18 protein-coding genes and 1 pseudogene are annotated in these 23722 nt (G+C 71.1%); 2 read left to right on the top strand and 17 right to left on the bottom strand.

The window, feature by feature from the left end; genetic code table 11:
• Nucleotides 1-65: 65 nt before the first annotated feature.
• Nucleotides 66-1130 (bottom strand): TraR/DksA family transcriptional regulator, encoded by a 1065-nt coding sequence (locus ACTWP8_RS20845; RefSeq protein WP_443323660.1) that lies wholly within the window; start codon nt 1128-1130, stop codon nt 66-68.
• A gap of 516 nt (nt 1131-1646) precedes the next feature.
• Here ACTWP8_RS20845 and ileS point away from each other — a divergent pair.
• A pseudogene (ileS, locus tag ACTWP8_RS20840) lies at nt 1647-4783 on the top strand (isoleucine--tRNA ligase).
• Between the two features lie 170 nt (nt 4784-4953).
• Here ileS and ACTWP8_RS20835 read toward each other — a convergent pair.
• From ACTWP8_RS20835 to rsmH, 16 genes are all read right to left on the bottom strand, one after another.
• The gene (locus ACTWP8_RS20835) at nt 4954-6033 is read right to left on the bottom strand and encodes a DivIVA domain-containing protein (RefSeq protein WP_443323659.1); all 1080 of its coding nucleotides are present in this window, start codon (nt 6031-6033) and stop codon (nt 4954-4956) included.
• Nucleotides 6034-6079: 46 nt separating this feature from the next.
• The gene (locus ACTWP8_RS20830; RefSeq protein WP_443313405.1) at nt 6080-6364 is read right to left on the bottom strand and encodes a YggT family protein; all 285 of its coding nucleotides are present in this window, start codon (nt 6362-6364) and stop codon (nt 6080-6082) included.
• Between the two features lie 62 nt (nt 6365-6426).
• Complete coding sequence (locus ACTWP8_RS20825) at nt 6427-7068, bottom strand: cell division protein SepF (protein ID WP_443313404.1); 642 nt, start codon at nt 7066-7068, stop codon at nt 6427-6429.
• Nucleotides 7069-7192: 124 nt separating this feature from the next.
• Nucleotides 7193-7912: a YggS family pyridoxal phosphate-dependent enzyme gene (locus ACTWP8_RS20820; RefSeq protein ID WP_443323658.1), complete on the bottom strand. Its 720-nt coding sequence runs from the start codon at nt 7910-7912 to the stop codon at nt 7193-7195.
• A gap of 10 nt (nt 7913-7922) precedes the next feature.
• Nucleotides 7923-8651, bottom strand: coding sequence for a peptidoglycan editing factor PgeF (gene pgeF / locus ACTWP8_RS20815; RefSeq protein ID WP_443323657.1), 729 nt, complete (start codon nt 8649-8651; stop codon nt 7923-7925).
• Between the two features lie 10 nt (nt 8652-8661).
• Nucleotides 8662-9900, bottom strand: a complete 1239-nt coding sequence (gene ftsZ, locus ACTWP8_RS20810) for a cell division protein FtsZ (protein ID WP_443313401.1) — start codon at nt 9898-9900, stop codon at nt 8662-8664.
• A 276-nt stretch (nt 9901-10176) separates the two neighbouring features.
• On the bottom strand, nt 10177-10977 hold the full coding sequence (locus tag ACTWP8_RS20805) for a cell division protein FtsQ/DivIB (RefSeq protein ID WP_443323656.1): 801 nt from the start codon (nt 10975-10977) through the stop codon (nt 10177-10179).
• 51 nt (nt 10978-11028) lie between these two features.
• Entirely contained in the window at nt 11029-12123 is a 1095-nt protein-coding gene (murG, locus tag ACTWP8_RS20800; protein WP_443313399.1) for an undecaprenyldiphospho-muramoylpentapeptide beta-N-acetylglucosaminyltransferase, read from the bottom strand.
• Nucleotides 12124-12129: 6 nt separating this feature from the next.
• Nucleotides 12130-13470 carry a putative lipid II flippase FtsW gene (gene ftsW, locus ACTWP8_RS20795; RefSeq protein WP_443323655.1) on the bottom strand — a complete coding sequence of 447 codons (1341 nt, stop codon included), beginning with the start codon at nt 13468-13470 and terminating at the stop codon, nt 12130-12132.
• Nucleotides 13471-13523: 53 nt separating this feature from the next.
• Nucleotides 13524-14975, bottom strand: a complete 1452-nt coding sequence (gene murD / locus ACTWP8_RS20790; protein ID WP_443323714.1) for a UDP-N-acetylmuramoyl-L-alanine--D-glutamate ligase — start codon at nt 14973-14975, stop codon at nt 13524-13526.
• Nucleotides 14957-16027: a phospho-N-acetylmuramoyl-pentapeptide-transferase gene (gene mraY / locus ACTWP8_RS20785; protein WP_443323654.1), complete on the bottom strand. Its 1071-nt coding sequence runs from the start codon at nt 16025-16027 to the stop codon at nt 14957-14959. Before mraY ends, murD begins: the two co-directional genes overlap by 19 nt.
• The gene (locus ACTWP8_RS20780; protein WP_443323713.1) at nt 16024-17454 is read right to left on the bottom strand and encodes a UDP-N-acetylmuramoyl-tripeptide--D-alanyl-D-alanine ligase; all 1431 of its coding nucleotides are present in this window, start codon (nt 17452-17454) and stop codon (nt 16024-16026) included. Before ACTWP8_RS20780 ends, mraY begins: the two co-directional genes overlap by 4 nt.
• 62 nt (nt 17455-17516) lie before the next feature.
• Nucleotides 17517-19268 (bottom strand): UDP-N-acetylmuramoyl-L-alanyl-D-glutamate--2,6-diaminopimelate ligase, encoded by a 1752-nt coding sequence (locus tag ACTWP8_RS20775; RefSeq protein ID WP_443323653.1) that lies wholly within the window; start codon nt 19266-19268, stop codon nt 17517-17519.
• Between the two features lie 11 nt (nt 19269-19279).
• Entirely contained in the window at nt 19280-21187 is a 1908-nt protein-coding gene (locus tag ACTWP8_RS20770) for a peptidoglycan D,D-transpeptidase FtsI family protein (RefSeq protein WP_443323652.1), read from the bottom strand.
• Nucleotides 21188-21221: 34 nt separating this feature from the next.
• Nucleotides 21222-21608, bottom strand: a complete 387-nt coding sequence (locus ACTWP8_RS20765; RefSeq protein WP_443313392.1) for an FtsB family cell division protein — start codon at nt 21606-21608, stop codon at nt 21222-21224.
• Nucleotides 21605-22561: a 16S rRNA (cytosine(1402)-N(4))-methyltransferase RsmH gene (rsmH, locus tag ACTWP8_RS20760; protein ID WP_443323651.1), complete on the bottom strand. Its 957-nt coding sequence runs from the start codon at nt 22559-22561 to the stop codon at nt 21605-21607. Before rsmH ends, ACTWP8_RS20765 begins: the two co-directional genes overlap by 4 nt.
• 375 nt (nt 22562-22936) lie before the next feature.
• On the opposite strand from rsmH, the gene ACTWP8_RS20755 reads away from it, so the two are divergent.
• Entirely contained in the window at nt 22937-23482 is a 546-nt protein-coding gene (locus ACTWP8_RS20755; protein WP_443313390.1) for a beta-class carbonic anhydrase, read from the top strand.
• Nucleotides 23483-23722: the final 240 nt, after the last annotated feature.

Genomic DNA, 23722 nt, shown 5'->3' with positions numbered 1-23722 from the left:
CCGCGGGCCGGGCGGCCGCGCCCGGCTGAACTGAGGACGAGGGTACGGCACACACGTGCGGGCGCTCAGTGGCGCTCCTGCTTCTGCTTGCACTCGACGCACAGGGTGGCGCGCGGGAACGCCTGCATCCGCGCCTTGCCGATCGGCTTGCCGCAGGACTCGCAGAGCCCGTACGTGCCCGCGTCGAGCCGCTCCAGGGCCCGCTCGGTCTGCACGAGCATCTCGCGCGCGTTGGCGGCGAGCGACAGCTCGTGTTCGCGGGTGATGTTCTTGGTGCCGGTGTCGGCCTGGTCGTCCCCCGCTCCGTCGCCGGAGTCGCGCATCAGACCGGTGATCGCCGCTTCGGACGCGAGGAGCTCGTCGCGCAGCCGCTCGGCTTCCGCGTTCAGCTCGGCCCGGGCCTCCTCCACCTCTGCCGGGGTCCAGGGCTCCTCGCCCGGGCGTACGGCGAGTTCGGCGGGTGCGGCCTGGGTGACGCGGGCCTTCGGCACGGCGGAGGCGGGGCCGGGGGCCGGTGCGGCGGCGGGCGCGGCAGGGGCCTTCCTGGCGGCCGACGCCCGGCCCGGGGTCTTCTTCGCAACCACCGACTTGGCTCCCGTCTTCGTCGCGGGCTTCCGGGCGGCGGGCGCCGCCTTCTTCGCCGGCGCGGCCTTCTTGGCCGTCTTGCCGGCCGTGGTCTTCTTCACGGCCCGGGTGGTCGTCCCGGGTGCCGTCTCCTGGGCTGCGGCCACCTTCGCCGGCGGGGCCTTCTTCGCCGCCGCCTTCTTGGGCGCGGCCTTCTTGGCAGGGGCCTTCTTCGCGGGCGCGGCCTTCTGCGCCGTGGGCTCCTCGGCGACCGTCTTCTCGGCCGCGGCCTGCTCGGCCGCGGCCTCCTTGGACGCGGTCTTCTTGGGCGCGCTCTTCTTGGGTGCGGCCTTGACGGCGGCCTTCTTCGCGGGGGCCTTCCTCGCCGCCGACTTCTTCGGCGGCGCCGTCTTCGCAGCCCCAGCCGTCGCCTTCTTCTCAGGTGCCGCCTTCGCCACTCGCGTGCTCGTCTTCACGGTGCTCTTCCTCGCCGATGATTTCCTGGGCGCCGCGCCTGCGGATCCGGCGGACGCCGACTTCTTCACGGCGGACTTTTTCGCCACCATGGTCGCGGCCCCTTCACATATTGTGATCTTGCACGCGAATCGTGCTGGGACGATAAATCGACTCCAAGTGCGCGGCAACGGGGCACGCCGCCCCTGCCACGCCGTCGGGGCAGGTCTGCAACCGTTGTGCCCCGCTCCCCGCCCCGTAATCCGCCGGCCGCACTCCGTCGGCCCGTATGTCGCCATTCGGGTCACCGGGAAACCGGTCCGCCGCGGTCGGCGAAGGCCCGTACACTGGGCGCAGCGACAGGCGTGGAAGGGGACGAGTAGCGCCGTACGCAGCCATGAGCGACCCGGGGACGGTGCGAGCCCGGGGGCGAGCGCGACGTGAAGATCACCCCGGAGTCGCCGGAAGAAAGCTCCAGCTGAGCAGCTTGCGAGCGACTAGACCCGGCAGCGCGACCCCAATGAGGGGGCGGTGGGAACGCTCCACCGCCAAGGAGGGTGGTACCGCGGGAGCGAAGTGCTCTCGTCCCTCCGACGGAGATCGAAAAGTGTCCGCCGGAGGAAGATCCGATGACGCAGTACCGCCAGGTCCCCGCCCAGGTCGACCTGCCCGCCCTCGAGCACGCCGTGCTCGACTTCTGGCGCGAGAGCAAGGTCTTCGCCCGCACCCTGGAGCAGTCCGAGGGTCGGCCCGAGTGGGTCTTCTACGAGGGCCCGCCGACCGCGAACGGCATGCCGGGCGCCCACCACATCGAGGCCCGCGTCTTCAAGGACGTCTTCCCGCGCTTCCGGACCATGCAGGGCTACCACGTGGGCCGCAAGGCCGGCTGGGACTGCCACGGCCTGCCCGTGGAGCTCGCGGTCGAGAAGGAGCTCGGCTTCTCCGGCAAGCAGGACATCGAGGCGTACGGCATCGCCGCCTTCAACGCCAAGTGCCGCGAGTCGGTGAGCCGGCACACGGACGCCTTCGCCGAGCTCACCACGCGCATGGGCTACTGGGTCGACCTGGACGACGCCTACTGGACCATGAACCCCGAGTACATCGAGTCGGTGTGGTGGTCGCTGAAGGAGATCTTCAACAAGGGCCTGCTGGTCCAGGACCACCGGGTCGCCCCCTGGTGTCCCCGCTGCGGCACCGGCCTGTCCGACCACGAGCTGGCGCAGGGCTACGAGACGGTCATCGACCCGTCCGTCTACGTCCGCTTCCCGCTGACCTCGGGACCACTGGCGGGCGAGGCGGCCCTGCTGGTCTGGACGACGACCCCGTGGACGCTGGTCTCCAACACCGCGGTCGCCGCCCACCCCGAGGTGACGTACGTCGTCGCGACGGACGGCAAGGAAAAGCTGGTCGTCGCCGAGCCGCTGCTGGAGAAGGCGCTCGACGTGGGGTGGGAGCCGACCGGCCAGACCTTCACCGGCGCCGAGATGGAGCGCTGGGCCTACGACCGCCCGTTCTCGCTCGTCGAGATCGAAAACGCGCACTTCGTCGTCAACGCCGAGTACGTGACGACCGACGACGGTACGGGCCTGGTCCACCAGTCCCCCGCCTTCGGTGAGGACGACCTCAAGGTCTGCCGCGCGTACGGTCTGCCGGTCGTCAACCCGGTGCGCCCGGACGGCACCTTCGAGGCGGACGTCCCGCTCGTCGGCGGCACGTTCTTCAAGAAGGCCGACGAGGCGCTGGTCAAGGACCTCCAGCAGCGCGAACTGCTCTTCAAGCACCTGCCGTACGAGCACAGCTACCCGCACTGCTGGCGCTGCCACACCGCGCTGCTCTACTACGCGCAGCCGTCCTGGTACATCCGCACCACCGCGGTCAAGGACGCCCTCCTGCGGGAGAACGAGCGCACCAACTGGTACCCGGAGGCGGTCAAGCACGGACGCTTCGGCGACTGGCTCAACAACAACATCGACTGGGCGCTCTCCCGGAACCGCTACTGGGGCACGCCGCTCCCGGTCTGGCGCTGCGAGGAGGACCACCTCACCTGCGTCGGCTCCCTCACCGAGCTCTCCGAGCTCACCGGCACCGACCAGACGGGCCTCGACCCGCACCGCCCGTTCATCGACGAGATCACCTTCACCTGCACCGCCGAAGGCTGCTCGCTGACCGCGACCCGGGTGCCCGAGGTGATCGACGCCTGGTACGACTCGGGCTCGATGCCCTTCGCGCAGTGGGGCTACCCGTACCGCAACAAGGAGACCTTCGAGAAGCGCTACCCCGCGCAGTTCATCTCGGAGGCCATCGACCAGACCCGCGGCTGGTTCTACACGCTGATGGCGGTCGGCACGCTCGTCTTCGACCGGTCGTCGTACGAGAACGTGGTCTGCCTCGGGCACATCCTCGCCGAGGACGGCCGGAAGATGTCCAAGCACCTGGGCAACATCCTCCAGCCGATCCCGCTCATGGACCAGCACGGCGCGGACGCGGTGCGCTGGTTCATGGCGGCCGGCGGCTCGCCGTGGGCGGCGCGCCGGGTCGGCCACGGCACGATCCAGGAGGTCGTCCGCAAGACGCTCCTCACGTACTGGAACACGGTCGCCTTCCAGGCGCTGTACGCCAGGACGTCCGGCTGGGCGCCCAGCGACGCGGACCCGGCCCCGGCGGAGCGGCCGCTGCTGGACCGCTGGCTGCTCAGCGAGCTGAACGCGCTGACCGACCAGGTCACCCAGGCCCTGGAGTCGTACGACACCCAGCGCGCGGGCAAGCTGCTCTCGGCCTTCGTCGACGACCTGTCCAACTGGTACGTGCGCCGCTCGCGCCGCCGCTTCTGGCAGGGCGACGCGTCCGCGCTCCGCACGCTGCACGAGGTGATCGAGACGGTGACGCGGCTGATGGCACCGGTCGTCCCGTTCATCACCGAGCGGGTGTGGCAGGACCTGGTGGTGCCGGTGACCCCGGACGCGCCGGAGTCGGTGCACCTGTCGACCTGGCCGGCCGCGCGGACACCGCGCTGATCGACCCCCAACTCTCGCAACAGATGGTGCTGGTGCGACGCCTGGTGGAGCTGGGGCGTGCGACGCGTGCCGAGTCGGGTGTGAAGACCCGGCAGCCGCTGTCCCGTGCGCTCGTCGCGGCCGCCGGCTTCGAGTCGCTGGGTGATGAACTCCGCGCCCAGATCGCCGAGGAGCTGAACGTCAGCGAGCTGGCCTCACTCTCCGAGGTCGGCGGCTCCCTGGTGGACACCACGGCGAAGGCCAACTTCCGCGCCCTGGGCAAGCGCTTCGGCAGGGGCGTCCAGGCGGTCGCCAAGGCCATCGCCGAGGCGGATGCCGCCGCGCTGTCGGTGGCGCTGCGCGAGGGCACGGCCTCGGTGGAGGTGGACGGCGAGCGGGTCACCCTCTCGCCGGAGGAGGTCATCATCACCGAGACCCCGCGCGAGGGCTGGTCGGTGGCCTCGGACGCGGGCGCGACGGTGGCGCTCGACCTGGAGATCACACCGGAGTTGCGGCGCGCGGGCCTGGCCCGTGACGCGATCCGGCTGATCCAGGAGGCCCGCAAGAACAGCGGCCTGGATGTCGCCGACCGCATCGCTCTGCGCTGGCAGTCGACGGACGAGGAGGTCCGTACGGCGCTGGAGGATCACGCGGGGCTGATCGCCGACGAGGTCCTCGCAACGGACTTCGCCTCCGGCGAGGCGGACGCGTCGTACGGGGACCCGCTCGAGGACGAGGGCCTGTCCCTCACCTTCCGCCTCCGCAAGGCATAAACGGCCTGCAGCCGGCACCACCAACGCCCCTGGCGCACCGCGCCGGGGGCGTTGGCCGCAGAGCGCCGGGCCACGCGCGTCAGCACGGCAACGGGCGGGGCCCGGGACGATGTCCCGGGCCCCGCCCGTTCGAGCTGCCGACGGCTACGCGCTCACCGCGCGGTGGGCCGTCAGTTGTCGTCCTCGTCGATGAGGAAGCCACGCATCGGCGACGGCGCCTGCTGCATCGGCTGCGGACCCTGCGGCCGCACCGGCGCCATCGGCTGGGTCATGGCCGGGGACATCTGCTGCTGCTGTCCGCCGTACGACGGGGCACCGCCACCCGGACCGTGACCGTGGCCGCCCATGGTCTGGTTACCCCCCATGGTGTGGCCGCCCATCGGCCCGGCACCCGCGCCCGCCATCGACGGGGACGGCGGCAGCGAAGGCGCGGACGGGGTACGCGGGGGGGCCAGCGAGTCGTCGGCCTGGTTCTCCAGCTGGCGCAGCTGGCTCTCCAGGTACGACTTCAGGCGGGTCCGGTACTCGCGCTCGAAGCCGCGCAGGTCCTCGACCTTGCGCTCCAGCGTGGCGCGGGCGGACTCGAGCGAGCCCATCGCGACGCGGTGCTTCTCCTGGGCGTCCCGCTCGAGCGCGTCGGCCTTGGAACGGGCGTCCCGCTCCAGGCCCTCGGCACGGCTGCGGGCCTCGCCGACGATCTTGTTGGCCTCGGAACGGGCCTCCGCGATCGCCTGGTCCGCGGTCTGCTGGGCAAGCGAGAGCACGCGGGCGGCACTGTCGCCACCGGGGCCCTGACCGGGCTGCGGCAGCTGCGGTCCGCCGGGGCCCATGGGGCCGCCCATCGGACCACCCATGGGGCCGCCCTGGCCCATGGGACCGGGGCCGTGCGGACCTTGCGGGCCGTGACCACCGGGACCTGCGGGCAGCTGGGGTGCGCCACCGGGCAGCTGGGGCGGGCCCATCTGCTGCTGTGGCGGCACCGGCTGCGGTCCGGATATGGCGGCGGGTACGGGCGCACCGCCACGGTCCTGCTGCTCCGGCGGCTTGCGCATCCCCTGCTGCTGGTTCTGCGCGGCGGCACGGGTCGCTGCGGCCAGCTTGGCGCGCAGGTCCTCGTTCTCCCGCAGCAGCCGGGTCAGTTCGGCTTCGACCTCGTCGAGGAAGGCATCGACCTCGTCCTCGTCATAGCCTTCTCGGAGGCGGACGGTCGTGAACTGCTTGTTCCGCACGTCCTCGGGGGTCAACGGCATCTCTTCACCTCAACGTAGTCGTCGGCATTCGGCAAGACCGTATCGTTCACAGCTGCCTCACGACGGAGATCAGGATGTAGACGATGATCATCAGTACGAAGAAGGACAGGTCGAGCGCCACGCCCCCGAGACGCAGCGGCGGAATGAACCGCCGCAGAAGCTTGAGCGGCGGATCAGTGACAGTGTAGGTGGCCTCGAGGAGCACCACCATCGCCTTGCCGGGTTGCCATGAGCGGGCGAACTGGAAGACGTAGTCCATGATCAACCTGAAGATCAACACGATCAGGAAGCAGTACAGCGCGATGTAGACCACCTGCAGTGCGATGTCCATCTCGCGTTGCCTCTCCCCTTACTCGCGCCGGGCCTCGCAGCCTCGGTGACCGGTGTTGCGTCTCAGCTTTGGTTGAAGAACCCGCCCTCTGCGATGCGGGCCTTGTCCTCCGCCGTGACATCGACGTTAGCAGGCGACAACAGGAACACCTTCTGCGTCACTCGCTCGATACTGCCGTGAAGACCAAACACCAATCCAGCCGCAAAGTCGACAAGTCGCTTCGCATCGGTGTCATCCATCTCCGTCAGATTCATGATCACCGGAGTGCCCTCACGGAAGTGTTCCCCGATGGTACGGGCTTCGTTGTAGGTCCGGGGGTGCAGAGTCGTGATGCGGTAGGGCTCACGCTCGGACACGACCTTGGGCATGATCACCGGTGCGTTCTTCTCCAAATTCTGGCGTTCAGGTGTGATGGATGCCACGGGTGCGATACGGGCGGGTCGTCCGCTTTCCGCGGCGATCGCCAGCGGTTCACGCTGCGCCGGGGGGTGGACGACCCGTACCGGTTCATCCCGTTGTGTCCGTTCGGACTGATGTGGCTGATGTTGCCGGCGAGCCCGCTCGGGCTCTCCCCCAGCGTGACCGCTGGGAGGTGCCCCCAGCTCCGGCTCGAAATCGTCATCGGGGTCGAAGCCCCGGCCGTCGTACCCATCGTCCTCCACGAGGCCGAGGTAGACCGCCATCTTGCGCATCGCGCCGGCCATTCTCTGCGTCCTCCGCTCTGTGGTGGATCGGCCCCGTCACCGGTCGCCCTGGATCCACTCGGCCTGTCCGCCTATTGACGGAAATGACCATATTTTCTGCTGTGGTCCGACTTGCTTCGCGACGTTACCGGAGCATGGGTCTGACTCCGAGTACCGCAGTGCCTACGCGCACATGTGTCGCTCCGGCCGCCACGGCGTCCTCGAGGTCCGAGCTCATTCCCGCCGATACCATGTTCCCAGCAGGATGCTCCGCGCGCAGGCTTGCTGAGATTTCCATCAGCCGCTCGAACGCGGCCCGTTGCCGCCCCGCGTACGGCCCGGCGAGCGGCGCGACGGTCATCACCCCGCCCAGGCGCAGCCCTTCGGCCCCGGCGATCGCGGCGGCGAGTTCCGGCACGGCGTCGGGTGCCGCCCCGCCCCTGCCTCCGGTCTCCCCCGACTCGGCGTCCAGGGCGACTTGGACGAGGCAGCCGATCTCGCGTCCGGCGCGCACGGCCGCGCCGGAGAGTGCGGTGACGAGCTTCGGCCGGTCGACCGACTGCACCAGATCGGCATAACTCACCACGGAACGGACCTTGTTCGTCTGGAGTTGCCCGACGAAGTGCCAGTTGAGAGGGAGATCGGAGCACTCGGCCGCCTTGGATGCGGCCTCCTGGTCCCGGTTCTCCGCGACGTGCCGTACGCCGAGCTCCGCGAGCAGCCGGACATCGCTCGCGGGGTAGGTCTTGGTGACCACGATCAGGGTCACTTCGTCCCGCTTCCTCCCCGCGGCGGCACAGGCGGCGGAGATACGTTCCTCCACCCGCACCAGATTCTCGGCGAGTTGAGCTCTGCGGTCAGTCATGCCAGTCCCATCAGTCCAGCCAGACGTATCCGGCCAGCCGACCCGTCTTGCGATCGCGGCGGTATGAAAAGAAATCGGGCGATTCCAGGGTGCAGATGGGAGACGTCGAGCACATCTCCACGCCAAACCGGGCAAGTTGCGCAAGAACTCCGGCGGTGACGTCCACGGCCGGCGTACCCCAGCTCGTGGTCGACCACGTCTCCGGAACGGCCCGCGCCACATCCGCCCGCATCTCTTCCGGCACCTCGTAGCAACGTCCGCAGATCGCGGGTCCCGTAACGGCCGTGATGCGCGACGCCTCGGCGCCGAGGGACAGCATCGCCTCGACGGCCGCCGGCACGACTCCGGCCACAAGTCCCGGGCGCCCGGCGTGGGCCGCGGCGGCGACGCCCGCGACCGGGTCGGCCAGCAGGACGGGGGTGCAGTCCGCGGTGAGAACGGCCAGGGCGAGACCGCGCCCGGTCGTCACCACGGCGTCCACTTCCGGAGTGCCGTCGCTCTCCCACGGCCCCTCGACTACCGCTACGTCCCGCCCGTGCACCTGGTTCATCCAGACGACCCGCGCCGGGTCGAGGTCCAGCTCCTTCGCCGCGAGTTCGCGGTTGGCCCGTACGGCTCCGGGGTCGTCGCCGACCGCGCCGCCGAGATTGAGCTGGTCGTACGGAGCGGCGCTCACCCCGCCCCACCGGTCGGTGAAAGCGAAGTGCGCGCCGCTCGTCGAGTGCTGCTGCCCTATCACGTCGGGCCGGTTACTTCAGGAAGTCCGGGACGTCCAGTTCCTCGGCCTGGCTGTCCTGGTACGGGCGGGCCGAGGGAACCTGCGGTGGCCCCGCCGGAGGCGAGGGCACCTCGCCCGCCGGGGCCGACTCGGTCCGGTCCGGCTCACGCTCGCCGGGCAGATCGCGCGGGGTGACGGTGCCGAGGCCGCCGAACGACGGGCGGCCGCCCGCTCCGTCGGAGGGCGTACGGCCCGCGCCCGGGTACGAGTCGTCGCGGCCGCTGGTCGTGCCGAGCACCTTGTCGCGGTTCTTGGACGGCGGCTGACCGCCGTCGAAGCCCGCCGCGATGACGGTGACCCGGACCTCGTCGCCGAGCGCGTCGTCGATGACCGCGCCGAAGATGATGTTCGCCTCGGGGTGGGCCGCCTCGCTGACCAGCTGGGCGGCCTCGTTGATCTCGAAGAGACCGAGGTCCGAGCCGCCGGAGATGGACAGCAGTACGCCGCGGGCGCCGTCGATGGATGCCTCGAGCAGCGGCGACGAAATGGCCATCTCGGCCGCGGCCACCGCGCGGTCGTCGCCGCGGGCCGAGCCGATGCCCATGAGCGCGGACCCGGCCTCGGACATCACGGACTTGACGTCGGCGAAGTCGAGGTTGATGAGGCCAGGGGTGGTGATGAGGTCGGTGATGCCCTGGACACCGGACAGGAGCACCTGATCCGCCGACTTGAAGGCGTCGAGCACGCTCACCTGACGGTCGGAGATCGACAGCAGCCGGTCGTTCGGGATCACGATGAGGGTGTCGACCTCGTCGCGCAACGCGGCGATGCCGTCCTCGGCCTGGTTCGCGCGGCGGCGGCCCTCGAAGGTGAACGGGCGGGTGACCACGCCGATCGTCAGGGCGCCCAGGGAACGCGCGATGTTGGCCACGACCGGAGCGCCGCCGGTGCCCGTGCCGCCACCCTCCCCCGCGGTCACGAAGACCATGTCGGCCCCCTTGAGGACCTCTTCGATCTCCTCGCGGTGGTCCTCGGCCGCCTTGCGGCCGACATCGGGATTGGCGCCGGCGCCGAGGCCGCGGGTGAGCTCGCGGCCGACGTCGAGCTTGACGTCGGCGTCGCTCATCAGCAGGGCCTGTGCATCGGTGTTGATCGCGATGAACTCGACGCCCTTGAGACCGACCTCGATCATCCTGTTGATGGCGTTGACGCCACCGCCGCCGATGCCGACGACCTTGATGACTGCGAGGTAGTTCTGCGGTGCTGCCACGTCGAAGGCCTCTCGCCTCGAGTTACGTGTCCGCGTCCCGCGTTTGTCGCGGTGCGCGGACGGATGCCGAATGGGACGGTCACATCGCCGACCCGAACCCTAACGGTCAAGTTTAGGGTTACCAGTTGTGCCTGCCCTGTGGACTCTTCGAACGAGACACTAAGTCGACAAGCACTGCGCGTTCAACGAACACGCCGAACCTCCCGTTTTTCTTTTCACCCTATGTGATCACGCCAAGCACTGGCCAACCAGGGTGCGTGTCCGCCGCTCGGCGCGTCAACTCCCCGACACCACAGGGGCCGTGGGGGCACTGACGTCGAAGTGGTCGGCATCCCGCGCGGTTTTCATGAGCGCGAGAAGTGCCCTCGACTTGGCCACGCCCAGTTCACTGCTTCCCCACGCCACCATCCGACCACCCGTCAGTTCAAGGGTGATGGAGTCATATGAACTGACTCGGATGACGCGGGTGTCGCGGCGAATCGCGTCCGGGAGTCCGGCGGAGACCCGTACCGCCTCCCGCTGGAGCCTGGCCGGTCCGAATCTGCGGAGACTCGGCGACCTGCTCGCGTCCAATTCCAGAAGCGGGACACCTTCGGGGGCCTTGGCCACCGTTGCGAAGCGGACGCTCTTGGCGTCCACTTCGATGAACTTTCCGCCCTTTTCAATAAGGGCTTCCGGCTTCCGCTCGGTCACCTTTAGACCGATTTCGTTCGGCCATACCCGTACGACATCCACGGAGTCGATGCGCGGCAGTTCCGCGCGCAGGCGGGCGGCGATGGCCGCGGTGTCGACGGACATCAGGGGGGTGTTCAGCGGTACGTCGGCCGCCGCCACCACCTGGCCGGGGGTGAGGACCCGGGTCCCCTTGGCGCTCACCTTCTCCACCCGCAGCCACTGCGAGCCGTAGATCACCCAGACCCCGCCCGCGGTGAGCAGCGAGACGACCGCCAGCGCCGCGAGGAGGGCGCGCCGGCCTGCCACCGACAGCCGGAGCCGCCGTTTCCGCCGGGGTTGCGGGGGCGGGCCGGACGGCGATGACTCCCTGGCACCGCGATCGGCGGTGGTCGGTCCGGCCACGCTCCCTGGCCTCCTTACCAAGGGCCCGGGGCACCCCGGGCCTGCCCGGCCTCACACCTGGCGGCGTGCGGCAATCGCCTCGTACACCATGCCGACGAGCAGGTCGTCGGCGTCCCGGCGGCCGAACTCCGCCGCGGCGCGGGACATCTCGTACAGCCGGTGCGGATCGGCCAGCACCGGGAGCACGTTGCCCTGCACCCACTCCGGGGTCAGCTCGGCGTCGTCGACCAGCAGGCCGCCGCCCGCCTTGACCACAGGCTGGGCGTTGAGCCGCTGCTCACCGTTGCCGATCGGCAGCGGAACGTACGCGGCCGGGAGGCCGACCGCGGACAGTTCGGCGACGGTCATCGCGCCTGCGCGGCAGAGCATCATGTCGGCCGCTGCGTACGCGAGGTCCATCCGGTCCACGTACGGTACCGGGATATACGGGGGCATTCCCGGCATGTTGTCCACATGCGGCAGTTCGTTCTTCGGGCCGACGGCGTGCAGGATCTGGATGCCGGAGCGCTGGAGGGCCGGGGCGATCGTCTGGACGACCTCGTTGAGGCGGCGGGCGCCCTGCGAGCCGCCGGAGACCAGCAGCGTGGGCAGGTGGGGGTCGAGGCCGAACGCGGCACGCGCCTCGGGGCGCACCGCGGCCCGGTCGAGGGTGGCGATGGCGCGGCGCAGCGGAATGCCGATGTAGCGGGCGTTCCGCAGCTTGCTGTCCGGGGTGCTGACCGCGACCTGGTGGGCGTACCGGGAGCCGATCTTGTTGGCGAGGCCCGGGCGGGCGTTGGCCTCGTGGACGACGATCGGCACGCCGAGCCGCTTGGCGGCCAGATAGCCGGGCAGCGCCACATAGCCGCCGAAGCCGACCACGCAGTCGGCTTTGGTGCGCTCCAGGATCTGCTCGGCGGCCTTGATGGTGCCGCGCAGCCGGCCGGGGACGGTGATCAGCTCCGGCGTGGGCTTGCGCGGCAGCGGTACGGCGGGGATCAGCGCCAGTTCGTAGCCCCGCTCGGGCACGAGCCGGGTCTCGAGTCCGCGCTCAGTGCCGAGGGCCGTGATCCCCACGGTCGGGTCCTGCCTGCGCAGGGCGTCCGCGAGGGCGAGCGCGGGCTCGATGTGGCCGGCGGTCCCCCCACCGGCGAGTACGACATGCACCGAAATTCACCGCTCTCCGGACGGCCGCCTCGTGGCGCGCCGTCGCATCGTCTTCCATCTCACCCCAGCCAGCTTCTTCCGCAAAGCGGGCTGCCGCGTGGCCAGGGCCGCCCTGGCGGCGGGCTCGGCTCGCGCGAAGGCGATCAGCAGCCCGATGGCGAACATGGTCGGCAGCAGGGCGGAGCCCCCGTAGGAGAACAGCGGGAGCGGGACACCGGCGATCGGCAGCAGGCCGAGCACCGCACCGATGTTGATCACGGCCTGGGCCGTGATCCAGGTGGTCACGCCTCCCGCGGCGTACCTCACGAAGGGGTCCTCCGTGCGTCCGGCCACGCGGATACCCGCATAGCCTAGAGCCGCGAACAGTGCCAGGACCGACAGCGTCCCCGCCAGCCCCAGTTCCTCCCCGGTCACGGCGAAGATGAAGTCCGTGTGAGGTTCCGGGAGTTCGCCCCATTTCTCCACGCTCGCACCGAGCCCGGAACCGAACCATCCGCCGTTGGCCAGCGCGTAGATTCCGTGCACCGCCTGCCAGCAGCGGTCGCCCTCGCCGGGCTCGGTGGCGCCGAGGCAGCCGAGCCGGGCCATCCGGTTCTCGCTGGTGGTGACGAGGATGGCGCCGAGCAGCCCGGCGCCCGCGAGGACGCCCGCGAAGAGCCGGGTGGGGGCGCCGGCCAGCCACAGCAGGCCGAAGAGGATCGCGGTGAGGATGATCGCGGTGCCCATGTCGCCGCCGAGCATGATCAGTCCGAGCAGGATGAAGGCCGCGGGGACGAGCGGGACGAGCAGGTGCTTCCACTGGGTCAGCAGCCGCAGGTCCTGTTTGCGGGCGAGCAGGTCGCCGCCCCAGAGGACGAGGGCGAGCTTGCCGAACTCGCTGGGCTGGAGCTGGAACGGGCCCCCGAGCTGGAGCCAGTTCGTGTTGCCGTTGACCGAGTGCCCTATCCCCGGCACCTGGACCAGGGCCATCAGGAACAGGGAGACGGCGAGCAGCGGGTAGGCCAGCAGGCGGTGCAGGCGTACCGGCATGCGGGAGGCGAGGAGCAGCAGCCCGGTGCCGAGGACCGCGGCCACCAGCTGCTTGCGGAAGAAGTACGTGGGGGCGAGCCCGGACTGCAGGGCCTGGATCATCGAGGCGGAGTACACCATCACCAGGCCGAGCACGGTGAGCAGCAGGCTCCCGCCGAGGATCAGGTAGTACGCGGTCAGCGGCCGGTCCCAGGCGCGCCGGGCCCGGGTGTGCAGCTGACGAAGCCCCCGCCAGGCGCTGCCGCTCGGGGGTTTCGGGGTACGGGTGCCGCGCCCCTCGGGGCGCAGCGCCGCCGGTCTCTCCGTCCGCGCCGTCATGTCCCCTCCGTAAGGTGTGGTGCGCCGGATCGTTCCGCGGCGGGGACCTCCGGCTACCGCCCCTGCGCCTGCTCCTGCCCACCGCCGGTGCCGGCTCCCAGGTCCCGTACGGCGTCCGCGAAGGCGTCGCCGCGCTTGCCGTAATTGACGAACATGTCCATGGAGGCGCAGGCCGGGGCCAGCAGGACGGTGTCTCCCGGCCGGGCGAGCCGCGCCGCTTCGCCCACCGCCGCGGCCATCGCCCCAGTGTCGGTCCGGTCGAGGTCCACGACCGGGACCTCGGGGGCGTGTCGCGCGAGCGCTTCGCGGATCAGGGCCCGGTCGGCGCCGATGAGGACCGCACCGCGCAGCCGGGACGCGGACTTCGCGACGAGGTCGTCGAAGGTGGCGCCCTTGGCGAGGCCGCCCGCGATCCACACGATGTGCTCGAAGGAGGCGAGAGACGCCTCGGTGGCGTGGGTGTTGGTGGCCTTCGAGTCGTCGACGTACGCGATCCCGTCCACGTCCGCTACGTGCGCGATGCGGTGGGCGTCGGGGCGGAAGGCCCGCAGCCCGTCGCGTACGGCCGCGGGTTCGACGCCGAAGGCGCGGGCGAGGGCCCCGGCGGCGAGGGCGTTGGCGATGTTGTGCGGGGCCGGGGGCTGGACGTCGGAGACCTCGGCGAGCTCCTGGGCGCTGTTGTAGCGGTCCTGGACGAAGGCGCGGTCGACGAGGATGCCCTCGACGACGCCGAGTTGGGAGGGGGCGGGAGTGTCGAGGGTGAAGCCGATGGCGCGGCAGCCCTCCTCGACGTCGGCCGCGCGGACCAGTTCCTCGGTTGCGGGGTCGTCGGCGTTGTAGACGCAGGCGACCTTGTTGCCCTCGTAGATCCGGCCCTTGTCGGCGGCGTACGCCTGCATGGAGCCGTGCCAGTCGAGGTGGTCGGGCGCGAGGTTGAGCACGGCGGCGGAGTGGGCGCGCACGGAGGGCGCCCAGTGCAGCTGGTAGCTGGAGAGCTCGACGGCGAGGACGTCGTACGGCTGCTCCGACAGCACGACGTCCAGCAGCGAGACGCCGATGTTGCCGACGGCAGCGGCCCGCAGTCCCGCGGCCTCCAGGATGGAGGCCAGCATCTGGACGGTGGTGGTCTTGCCGTTGGTGCCGGTGACCGCGAGCCAGGGGGCGGCCCCGGGGCCGCGCAGTTGCCAGGCCAGCTCGACGTCGCCCCAGACCGGAATGCCTTCCTCGGCAGCCGCCGCGAAGAGTGGCTTGTCGGGCTTCCACCCCGGCGTGGTGACGATCAGCTCGGTCCCCTTGGGCAGCGTCGCCGCGTCGCCGAGGCGCACCGTGATTCCCCGGGCCTCCAGCTCGGCCGCCTGCAGGCGTGCGCGCTCGTCGTCGCCGTCGTTGACGACCGTCACCTCGGCGCCGAGATCCCGCAGCACGCGCGCGGCGGGGACCCCGGAGACGCCGAGGCCGGCAACGGTGACACGCTTGCCTGTCCAGATCACTTGTCGGCCGCCCAGCCCGCGTAGAAGAGACCCAGACCCACGATGACGCACATGCCCTGAATGATCCAGAATCTGACCACGACCAGCACTTCTGTCCAGCCCTTGAGCTCGAAGTGGTGCTGGAGCGGCGCCATGCGGAAGACCCGCTTCCCGGTGAGCCGGAAGGAGCCGACCTGGATCACCACGGACATGGTGATAAGGACGAAGAGGCCGCCGAGCAGGGCGAGCAGCAGTTCCGTACGGGAGCAGATCGCCAGGCCGGCGAGCGCGCCGCCGAGGGCCAGCGAGCCGGTGTCGCCCATGAAGATCTTGGCGGGAGAGGTGTTCCACCACAGGAAGCCGAAGCAGGCGCCCATCAGGGCGGAGGCGACGACGGCGAGGTCGAGCGGGTCGCGGACTTCGAAGCACGCGCCGGGGTTGGTGAGGGTCGCCGCGTTGGCGCAGGACTCCTGGTACTTCCAGACGCCGATGAAGGTGTAAGCGCCGAAGACCATCACGGACGCGCCGGTGGCCAGGCCGTCGAGGCCGTCGGTGAGGTTCACGCCGTTCGACATCGCAAGGATCATGAACAGCGCCCAGATCGTGAAGATCACCGGGCCGAGGGACCAGCCGAAGTCCTGGGTGAAGGACAGCTTGTCGATGGCCGGGGTCTGGCCGCGCGAGTCGGCGAAGTTGAGCGACAGGATCGCGAAGGCGATGCCGACGATGAGCTGGCCCGCCATCTTCGCCTTGGCGCGCAGGCCGAGACTCCGCTGCTTGACGATCTTGATGTAGTCGTCCAGGAAGCCGACCAGGCCCATCCCGGCCATCAGGAACAGCACCAGCACGCCCGAGAAGGTCGGCTCGCTGGAGGTGATCACCTTCGTCAGGACGTACGCGATGAGCGTGGCCAGGATGAAGGCGATGCCGCCCATGGTGGGGGTGCCGCGTTTGCTGTGGTGGTCGCGCGGGCCGTCGTCGCGGATGTACTGCCCGTATCCCTTGCGGGCGAGCAGCCGGATCAGCAGCGGGGTACCGACCAGGGTGAGGAAGAGCCCGATGACTCCCGAGAACAGGATCTGCCTCATCGGCCGGCGACCTCGCCCTCACCCGTGCCGTCGAGCAATGCCTGGGCGATCCGCTCCAGGCCGACCGACCTGGACGCCTTCACCAGCACGACATCCCCCGGGCGCAGCTCGCTGCGCAACAGGTCGATCGCCGTCTCCGCGTCGGACACGTGCACCGACTCCTCACCCCACGAACCCTCGTTCTTGGCGCCCATGTCGAGCCAGGCGGCCTCCTGGCCCCCTACCGCCACGAGCTTGCTGACGTTGAGCCGGACGGCGAGCCGCCCGACCGCGTCGTGCTCGGCGAGCGACTCCTCGCCGAGCTCGGCCATCAGGCCGAGGACGGCCCACGTACGACCCCCTTGGGCCCGTGAGGCCTTCCCCATGGCGGCGAGGGCGCGCAGCGCGGCTCGCATGGAGTCGGGGTTCGCGTTGTAGGCGTCGTTGACGACCGTCACGCCGTCCGAGCGCTCGGTGACCTCCATCCGCCAGCGGGAGAGCTGTCCCGCCGCGGAGAGCGCCTGGGCGATCTCGTGGACGGGCATGCCCAGCTCATGGGCGACGGCGGCCGCGGCGAGCGCGTTCGACACGTGATGCTCACCGTACAGCCGCAAGGTCACGCCGCTGCACCCGGTCGGTGTTCGAAGCGTGAAGGCGGGCTGCCCGGCCTCGCCGAGGCGGATGTCCTCGGCTCGTACGTCCGCGTCCTCGGCCTCGCCGAAGAGGACCGTACGGGCCTTGGTGCGGGCCGCCATGGCGCGTACGAGGGGGTCGTCGGCGTTCAGCACGGCGACGCCGCCCTCGGCCGCGGCGGGCAGCACCTCGACCAACTCCCCCTTGGCCTGGGCGATCTGCTCGCGGCCGCCGAACTCGCCGATGTGCGCGGTGCCGACGTTGAGCACGACGCCGATCCGGGGCGGGGTGAGCCCGGCGAGGTAGCGGATGTGGCCGATGCCGCGGGCGCCCATCTCCAGGACGAGGTGCTGGGTGCCGGGCTCGGCGCGCAGCGCGGTGAGCGGCAGGCCGATCTCGTTGTTGAGAGAGCCGGGAGTCCAGACGGTGGGGGCGATCCGCTCCAGCGCTTGCGCGATCAGATCCTTGGTGCTGGTCTTGCCGGACGAGCCGGTGAGGGCGACGACGGTGGTGCCGAGGCGTTCGACGGCGGCGCGGGCGAGGGCGCCGAGCGCGGTCTCGACATCGTCGACGACGATCGCGGGAACGCCCACGGGGCGGGCGGCCAGTACGGCTGCCGCGCCCGCCTCGACGGCGCGCTGCGCGAAGTCGTGGCCGTCCACGTTCTCGCCCGCGAAGGCGGCGAAGAGGCCGCCGGGGCGCACCTCGCGGGAGTCGATCACGACCGGGCCCGTGATCTTGCGGTCGAGGTCCGGTATGTCGTGCGGCTGCCCCGAGACGATGGCGGCGATCTCGGCGAGGGAGAGGGCGATCACCGGTCCCCCCCGGTGCGGGAGGGGGGTTTCCAGCTGTTGGTCGGTGCGCGCATGGCGTTCTGTCATCCCTGGTGGTTCCGGTGCTTGGCGGACTCGGCGGACTCGATGGCCTCGCGCAGCACCTGCCGGTCGTCGAAGGGCCGCACCACACCGGCGATGTCCTGCCCCTGCTCGTGGCCCTTGCCTGCGACGAGGACGGTGTCGCCGGGCTCGGCGCGGGCGACGGCGGCCGCGATGGCCGCGGCCCGGTCCTCCTCGATGAGGACGGTGGCGCGCTCGTGCGCGGGCACCTCGGCGGCCCCGGCGAGCATGGCGGCGAGGATGGCGAGCGGGTCCTCGGAGCGCGGGTTGTCGGAGGTGAGGACGGCGGTGTCGGCGAGCCGGGCCAGCGCGGCGCCCATCGGGCCGCGCTTGTGCGGGTCGCGGTCGCCGCCGCAGCCGAGGACGGCGTGCACCTTGCCGTCGGTGACCTTGCGCAGGGCGCGCAGGACGGATTCGACGGCGTCGGGCTTGTGGGCGTAGTCGACGACCGCGAGGTAGGGCTGGCCCGCGTCGACGCGCTCCAGGCGGCCGGGGACGCCCGGAACGGCGGCGACCCCGTCGGCGGCGGTCTGCGGGTCGGTCCCCGCGACGACGAGAGCGGTGATGGCGGCCAGCGCGTTGGCGACGTTGAACGGGCCGGGCAGCGGGGCCGCGGCCCGTACGGACTCGCCGGCCGGGCCGACCGCGGTGAACGTCGAGCCGAGCGGGCCGACCTCGACGTCCTCGGCGCGCCAGTCGGCGTCGGGGTGCCCCTCGGCGGAGAAGGTGGTGACCGGAACCTCGGACTCCCGGGCGAGCCGCTTGCCGTACTCGTCGTCGAAGTTGACGACTCCGACGCGGCTGCGGGCCGCGGTGAACAGCTGCGACTTCGCCGCGAAGTAGTCCTCCATGTCCGGGTGGAAGTCGAGGTGCTCGGGGCTGAGGTTGTTGAAGACGGCGACGTCGAAGACGGTGCCGTCGACCCGGCCGAGGACCAGGGCGTGGCTGGAGACCTCCATGGCGACCGAGCGGACGCCGCGCTCGCGCATCACCGCGAAGAGCGCCTGGAGGTCGGTGGCCTCGGGCGTGGTCCGCTCGCTCTTGAGCCGCTCGTCGCCGATCCGGGACTCGACGGTGCCGATCAGCCCGGTGAGGCCCCCCTTACCCTTCTCGGCCGCGGCCCTGAGCCCTCCCTCCCGTCGCCCACCACCGCCCTCAACGGACGCTGCGCGCAGCCCGCCCTCGATGAGGTACGCGGTGGTGGTCTTGCCCGAGGTGCCGGTGATGCCGATCTGCAGCAGGTCACGGCCCGGCTCGCCGTAGATCGCGACGGCCAGGGCGCCCATCCGGCCGCGCGGGTCGTCCACGACGAGGACCGGCAGCCCGGTGGCGGCGGCGCGGTCGGCGCCCGCCGGGTCGGTCAGGATCGCGGCGGCGCCGAGGTCGGCGGCCTGGGGGGCGAAGTCGGCGCCGTGGAAGCGGGCGCCGGGCAGCGCCGCGTAGATGTCGCCGGGGCGTACGGCGCGCGAGTCGTGCGTGATGCCCGTGGCCTCGGCGTCCGCGCCGGGATCGGGCGCTTTGGTACCGAGCTGATCCGCCAGGGCCGCGAGCGGTGTCGGGCGGACCTGCTCCGGGCGCGGTGCTCCCGGATAGGTCGCGGAAACATCCTGCGGGGTGGTTTGAGACTGATCAGCATGTGGCACGGCGGTGAGCGTACCGGGCGCACCGGGCTCGCGGCGAAAAGAGGGGTGGGCCGCGTCCTGATTCCCGGGCTCGGGGGTGATCGTCGTCACGGCTGTGCTCCCTAGAACGTGACCGGGAGGCGCGCGGGCTTCGCGCCGGTCGGGGCGACCTGCAGGGTCTTCAGCGCGAACTCCATGACTTGTTTGAAGACCGGGCCGCAGACCTGGCCGCCGTAGTAGCTGCCGCTGGTCGGGTTCTGCACGGCGCAGTAGACCGTGACCCGGGGCTTGTCGGCGGGCGCGAAGCCCGCGAAGGAGGCCGTGTAGCCGTGGTAACGGCCGGTGTCCGGGTCCACCCGGTTGGAGGTGCCGGTCTTGCCCGCGACGCGGTAGCCGGGGATACGGGCCTTGGTGCCCGTCCCCTCCTCGTCGTCGACGACCGACTCCAGCATGTGGGTGAGGGTCTTCGCGGTGTCCTCGCTGATCACGCGGTTTCTGCCGGGGGCCGCGGCCGGGGTGAGGTGACCGTCGGGGCCGCGGGCTCCGCGGACCAGCGTCGGCGCGATCCGCTCGCCGCCGTTGGCGATGGTGGAGTACACGGAGGCGGCCTGGAGGGCGTTGACGGACAGGCCCTGGCCGAAGGGAATCGTGTACTGCTGGGAGGCGCTCCACTCCTCCGGCCTGGCCAGGATGCCCGGGGTCTCGCCGGGGAAGCCGAGCCCGGTCGGCCGTCCCACGCCGAACTTCCGCAGATACGAGTTGAGGACCCGGTTCGTCTCCTGCCGCGTCCGGCCCAGCTGCTCGACGGCGAGGATCGTGCCGATGTTGCTGGACTTGGCGAGCACGCCGTTGAGCGTCAGCTGCCAGGTGGCGTGGTCGATGTCGTCGGCGAAGAGCCGGTCGGCGCGGTGCAGCCGGTTGGGGACGATGACGTGGGTGCCGGCCGTCGCCACGCCCTCCTCCAGCACCGCGGCCATGGACATGACCTTGCTGGTGCTGCCGGGCTCGTACGCGTCCTCCAGCGCGGCGTTGCCGAGCGCCGAACGGCCTGCCGCCGAGATGTCGTTGGGGTCGAATCCGGGGGCGTTCGCCATGGCCAGGATCTCGCCGGTGCGGGTGTCCTGGACGATGACGTAGCCCCGGTCCGCCGCGGACGCCCGCACCTGCTCGCTGATCGCCTTCTGGGCGGCCCACTGGATGTCCCGGTCGAGGGTCAGCTCGATGTCGGAGCCGGGGACGGCGGGCTGCTCCTGGGTGCCGACAGTGGGCACCTGGCGGCCGCCGGACTGGGCGTACGTGATCTTGCCGTCCGTCCCGGCGAGCTTCCTGTCGAACTTCCCCTCGAGCCCGCCGCCGCCGTGGCCCTCGGCGTTGACGAAGCCCAGTACACCGGCGGCGAGGTCCTTGTTGGGATAGACCCGCTTGCTGTGCGGCTCCTGGAAGACCCCGGCGAGGACGTTGTGCCCCTTGCCGTCGGCCGCCTTGTCCTCGAAGGCCCTCTTGAGGTCGCTGATCTGATTCCAGATCTGCGGCGACTGGCGGCGGGCCAGCACCACGTACCGCGTATCGGGCCTGGAGAGCTTCTCCGCGAGCTCCTGCTGGTCCCTGCCGAGGATCGGCGCGAGGAGGGCCGCGGCCTGCTCCGGCGCGTCCCTGACCTTGGTCTGCTTGCGGGTGAAGAGGAGCGGGTCCGCGGTGATGTCGTACGCGTCCACGGTGGTGGCGAGGGCGACGCCGGTGCGGTCGGTGATCGAACCGCGCTCGGCGGCGAGGGTGTGGGTGACGTAGCGGTTGACGTCGCCCTTGGCCGCGTAGGCGCTCGCGTCCACGGCCTGCACCTGGAGCAGGCGCACCACGAAGGCGATCAGGACCAGCGTGAAACCGAGGCTCACGAGGCGGAGCCTGGGGCGATGTGCGGCGAGGCGGATCTGCTGCGGAGGACGCGCTGGGCGCGCTGGGCGCCTGGCCTCGCCGCGCGGCCTCGGGGGTCCTGGCACGCGGCGGCGCGGGGGCTCCTGGGGCGGGGTCATGCGATGGCCTCCGGAGAACGGGCGAGGGCTTCGGTCACGGCGCCGCCCCCGGCACGTACGAGCCGGGGGCGGGGGACGGCGATCCGCGGACCGTGCCGTCGGGGAACAGGAAGACCGGGCTGCCGCCGGGCACGAGCCCGAGCTCCCGCGCCCGCCGCTCCAGGGCGTCCGGGGCCGAGTACCCGTCGACCTGCTCCTGCAGCGCCTGCTGCTCGTCCGTCAGCTCGGTGGTCTCCCGCTTCAGCTTGCTCAGCTTGAACGAGCCCTGGTTGAGGGAGGAGTTGAGCAGCAGCAGCGTGATCAGTCCGCTGCCGAGGAGGAGCACGACGAGCAGCACGAACGGCATCCGGGGGGCCGGGCCGGACCGGGCCGGCACCAACCGCGCCAGCCGCGCGGCCCTGCCGCGGACGGCTCGCTTCACGCCACGTCCTCCCGGATGCGCTGCGCGCCGCGCAGCCGGGCGGGGGCGGCCCGCCGGTTCTCGGCGATCTCCTCCTCCGTCGGCAGCTCGGCGCCGCGGGTGAGCAGCTTCAGCCGCGGCTGGTACTGCTCGGGCACGACGGGCAGGCCGGGCGGTGCGCTGCTCGCCGCGCCCTCCGCGAACACATGCTTGACCAGCCGGTCCTCGAGCGAGTGGTACGAGAGGACGGCGATCCGGCCGCCGACGGCGAGCGCGGCGACGGCGGCGGGCACGGCGCGCTCGAGGACCGCGAGCTCCCCGTTCACCTCGATGCGCAGCGCCTGGAAGGTGCGCTTGGCCGGGTTCCCGCCGGTGCGCTTGGCGGCCTGCGGGAGCGCCTCGCGGATCAGCTCGACGAGGCGGGCGCTGGTGCTGAACGGCTCCCTCCGCCGCTCCCGGACGATCGCCTCCACGATCTTCTTGGCGTACTTCTCCTCGCCGTAGGTGCGCAGGATGCGGACGAGCTCGCCGGGCGGGTAGGTGTTGAGGACCTCGGCCGCGCTGATCCCGGTCGTCTGGTCCATGCGCATGTCGAGCGGGGCGTCCTGGGCGTACGCGAAGCCGCGCTCGGCCTCGTCCAGCTGCATCGAGGAGACCCCGAGGTCGAAGAGGACGCCCTGCACGCGCGCGATGCCGAGCCGGTCGAGGACCTCGGGCAGCTCGTCGTAGACGGCGTGCACGAGGGTCGCGCGGTCGCCGAAGGGCGCGAGCCGCTCGCCGGAGAGCTTCAGCGCCACCGGGTCGCGGTCGAGCCCGATGAGGCGGGCGTCGGGGAAGGCGGACAGCAGGGCTTCGCCGTGACCGCCGAGGCCGAGCGTGCAGTCGACGACGAGGGCGCCGGGCTGGGCGAGAGCTGGGGCCAACAGGTCCAGGCACCGCTGGAGCATCACCGGGACATGTCGGGTCTCGCTCATGCGCCCCTCTCAGGTCCGGCGTGCACCGGGCGCACGTACCACCGGGTCCCCGCCCGCTCTGAAGGGGAAGTGGCCTGCTGGCGCCGGGGAAGGGGCGTCAGCCGACCGGGGAGCGGGAGGAGGCCGAGCCGTACGTACGCACCGCGCACGCGGGGGAATCGGTTCCGAGGGGAGCGTCACGCCTCCCACTTCGCGTCACTTTAGTCCACTCGTCCCCTCGGTCAACCAACTCGGCCTGCGCGCCGCAGAACCGGTTCTTCACCCGTATGGCCCAGCGGGATCAGGCCTGTGGGTTAGGTCACAAGGGTGTGCGTTGACCGGCTTTGCCCGGCCTCACGGGCGGACTCCGGCGAAGGTGACGCATACCGTTGACTCATGTCGACATCAGCGCACCGTTCCGAGGGCCGTACCGCCCGCAGCGGGGGTACCGTCATCGACCGCCTCGTCGAGGCCAACCGGAAGTACGCCGCCGACTTCACCGATCCGGGCATGGATGCCCACCCGATCCTGCAGGTGGCCGTGGTGGCCTGCATGGACGCCCGGCTCGACCTGCATGCCGCGCTCGGCCTGGAGCTCGGCGACTGCCACACCATCCGCAACGCGGGCGGCGTGGTCACCGACGACACCATCCGCTCTCTCACGATCAGCCAGCGGGCCCTGGGCACCCGCAGCGTCATACTCATCCACCACACCGGATGCGGTCTGGAGAGCCTCACCGAGGACTTCCGGCACGAGCTGGAGCTCGAGGTAGGCCAGCGGCCGGCGTGGGCCGTGGAGTCCTTCCGCGATGTGGACCAGGACGTCCGGCAGTCAATGCAGCGGGTGCGGACCTCTCCGTTCCTGCCGCACACCGACGACGTCCGGGGCTTCGTCTTCGACGTCCACACGGGCCTGTTGCGCGAGATAGACCCCCTGTCCTGAGCTCTCCCGAGCTGTCCTGAACTGCCCTGAGCGCGGCCCCCAGGGCTGTGAGCGCCGTCCCGGGCGCTGTTCCGAACGGCGCATAAGGCGCCCGGTCACCTCATATCGCCCCTGGTTGTCCGCGGTTATCCACAGCCGAGTGACGTAAAGCCATATCGGCAGCAAGAATGCGTGGTGTGGCATCGCGTTCCGGAGCCGTCCGGGATGCGGTGCGCACGCTTCGGGGAGGGCCGGGTCCGT

The organism is Streptomyces sp. 7N604 (assembly GCF_052245475.1).
Lineage (GTDB): Bacteria > Actinomycetota > Actinomycetes > Streptomycetales > Streptomycetaceae > Streptomyces.
This window is presented reverse-complemented; position numbering and strand designations above follow the sequence as displayed.

Excerpts from the sequence above, each read along its gene's own strand:
- ACTWP8_RS20835 (WP_443323659.1), bottom strand. The coding sequence starts at position 6,033 with ATGCCGTTGACCCCCGAGGACGTGCGGAACAAGCAGTTCACGACCGTC.
- ACTWP8_RS20770 (WP_443323652.1), bottom strand. The coding sequence starts at position 21,187 with ATGACCCCGCCCCAGGAGCCCCCGCGCCGCCGCGTGCCAGGACCCCCG.
- rsmH (WP_443323651.1), bottom strand. The coding sequence starts at position 22,561 with ATGAGCGAGACCCGACATGTCCCGGTGATGCTCCAGCGGTGCCTGGAC.
- ACTWP8_RS20825 (WP_443313404.1), bottom strand. The coding sequence starts at position 7,068 with ATGGCCGGCGCGATGCGCAAGATGGCGGTCTACCTCGGCCTCGTGGAG.
- ACTWP8_RS20755 (WP_443313390.1), top strand. The coding sequence starts at position 22,937 with ATGTCGACATCAGCGCACCGTTCCGAGGGCCGTACCGCCCGCAGCGGG.
- ACTWP8_RS20830 (WP_443313405.1), bottom strand. The coding sequence starts at position 6,364 with ATGGACATCGCACTGCAGGTGGTCTACATCGCGCTGTACTGCTTCCTG.
- ACTWP8_RS20820 (WP_443323658.1), bottom strand. The coding sequence starts at position 7,912 with ATGACTGACCGCAGAGCTCAACTCGCCGAGAATCTGGTGCGGGTGGAG.
- ACTWP8_RS20845 (WP_443323660.1), bottom strand. The coding sequence starts at position 1,130 with ATGGTGGCGAAAAAGTCCGCCGTGAAGAAGTCGGCGTCCGCCGGATCC.
- ftsW (WP_443323655.1), bottom strand. The coding sequence starts at position 13,470 with ATGACGGCGCGGACGGAGAGACCGGCGGCGCTGCGCCCCGAGGGGCGC.
- mraY (WP_443323654.1), bottom strand. The coding sequence starts at position 16,027 with ATGAGGCAGATCCTGTTCTCGGGAGTCATCGGGCTCTTCCTCACCCTG.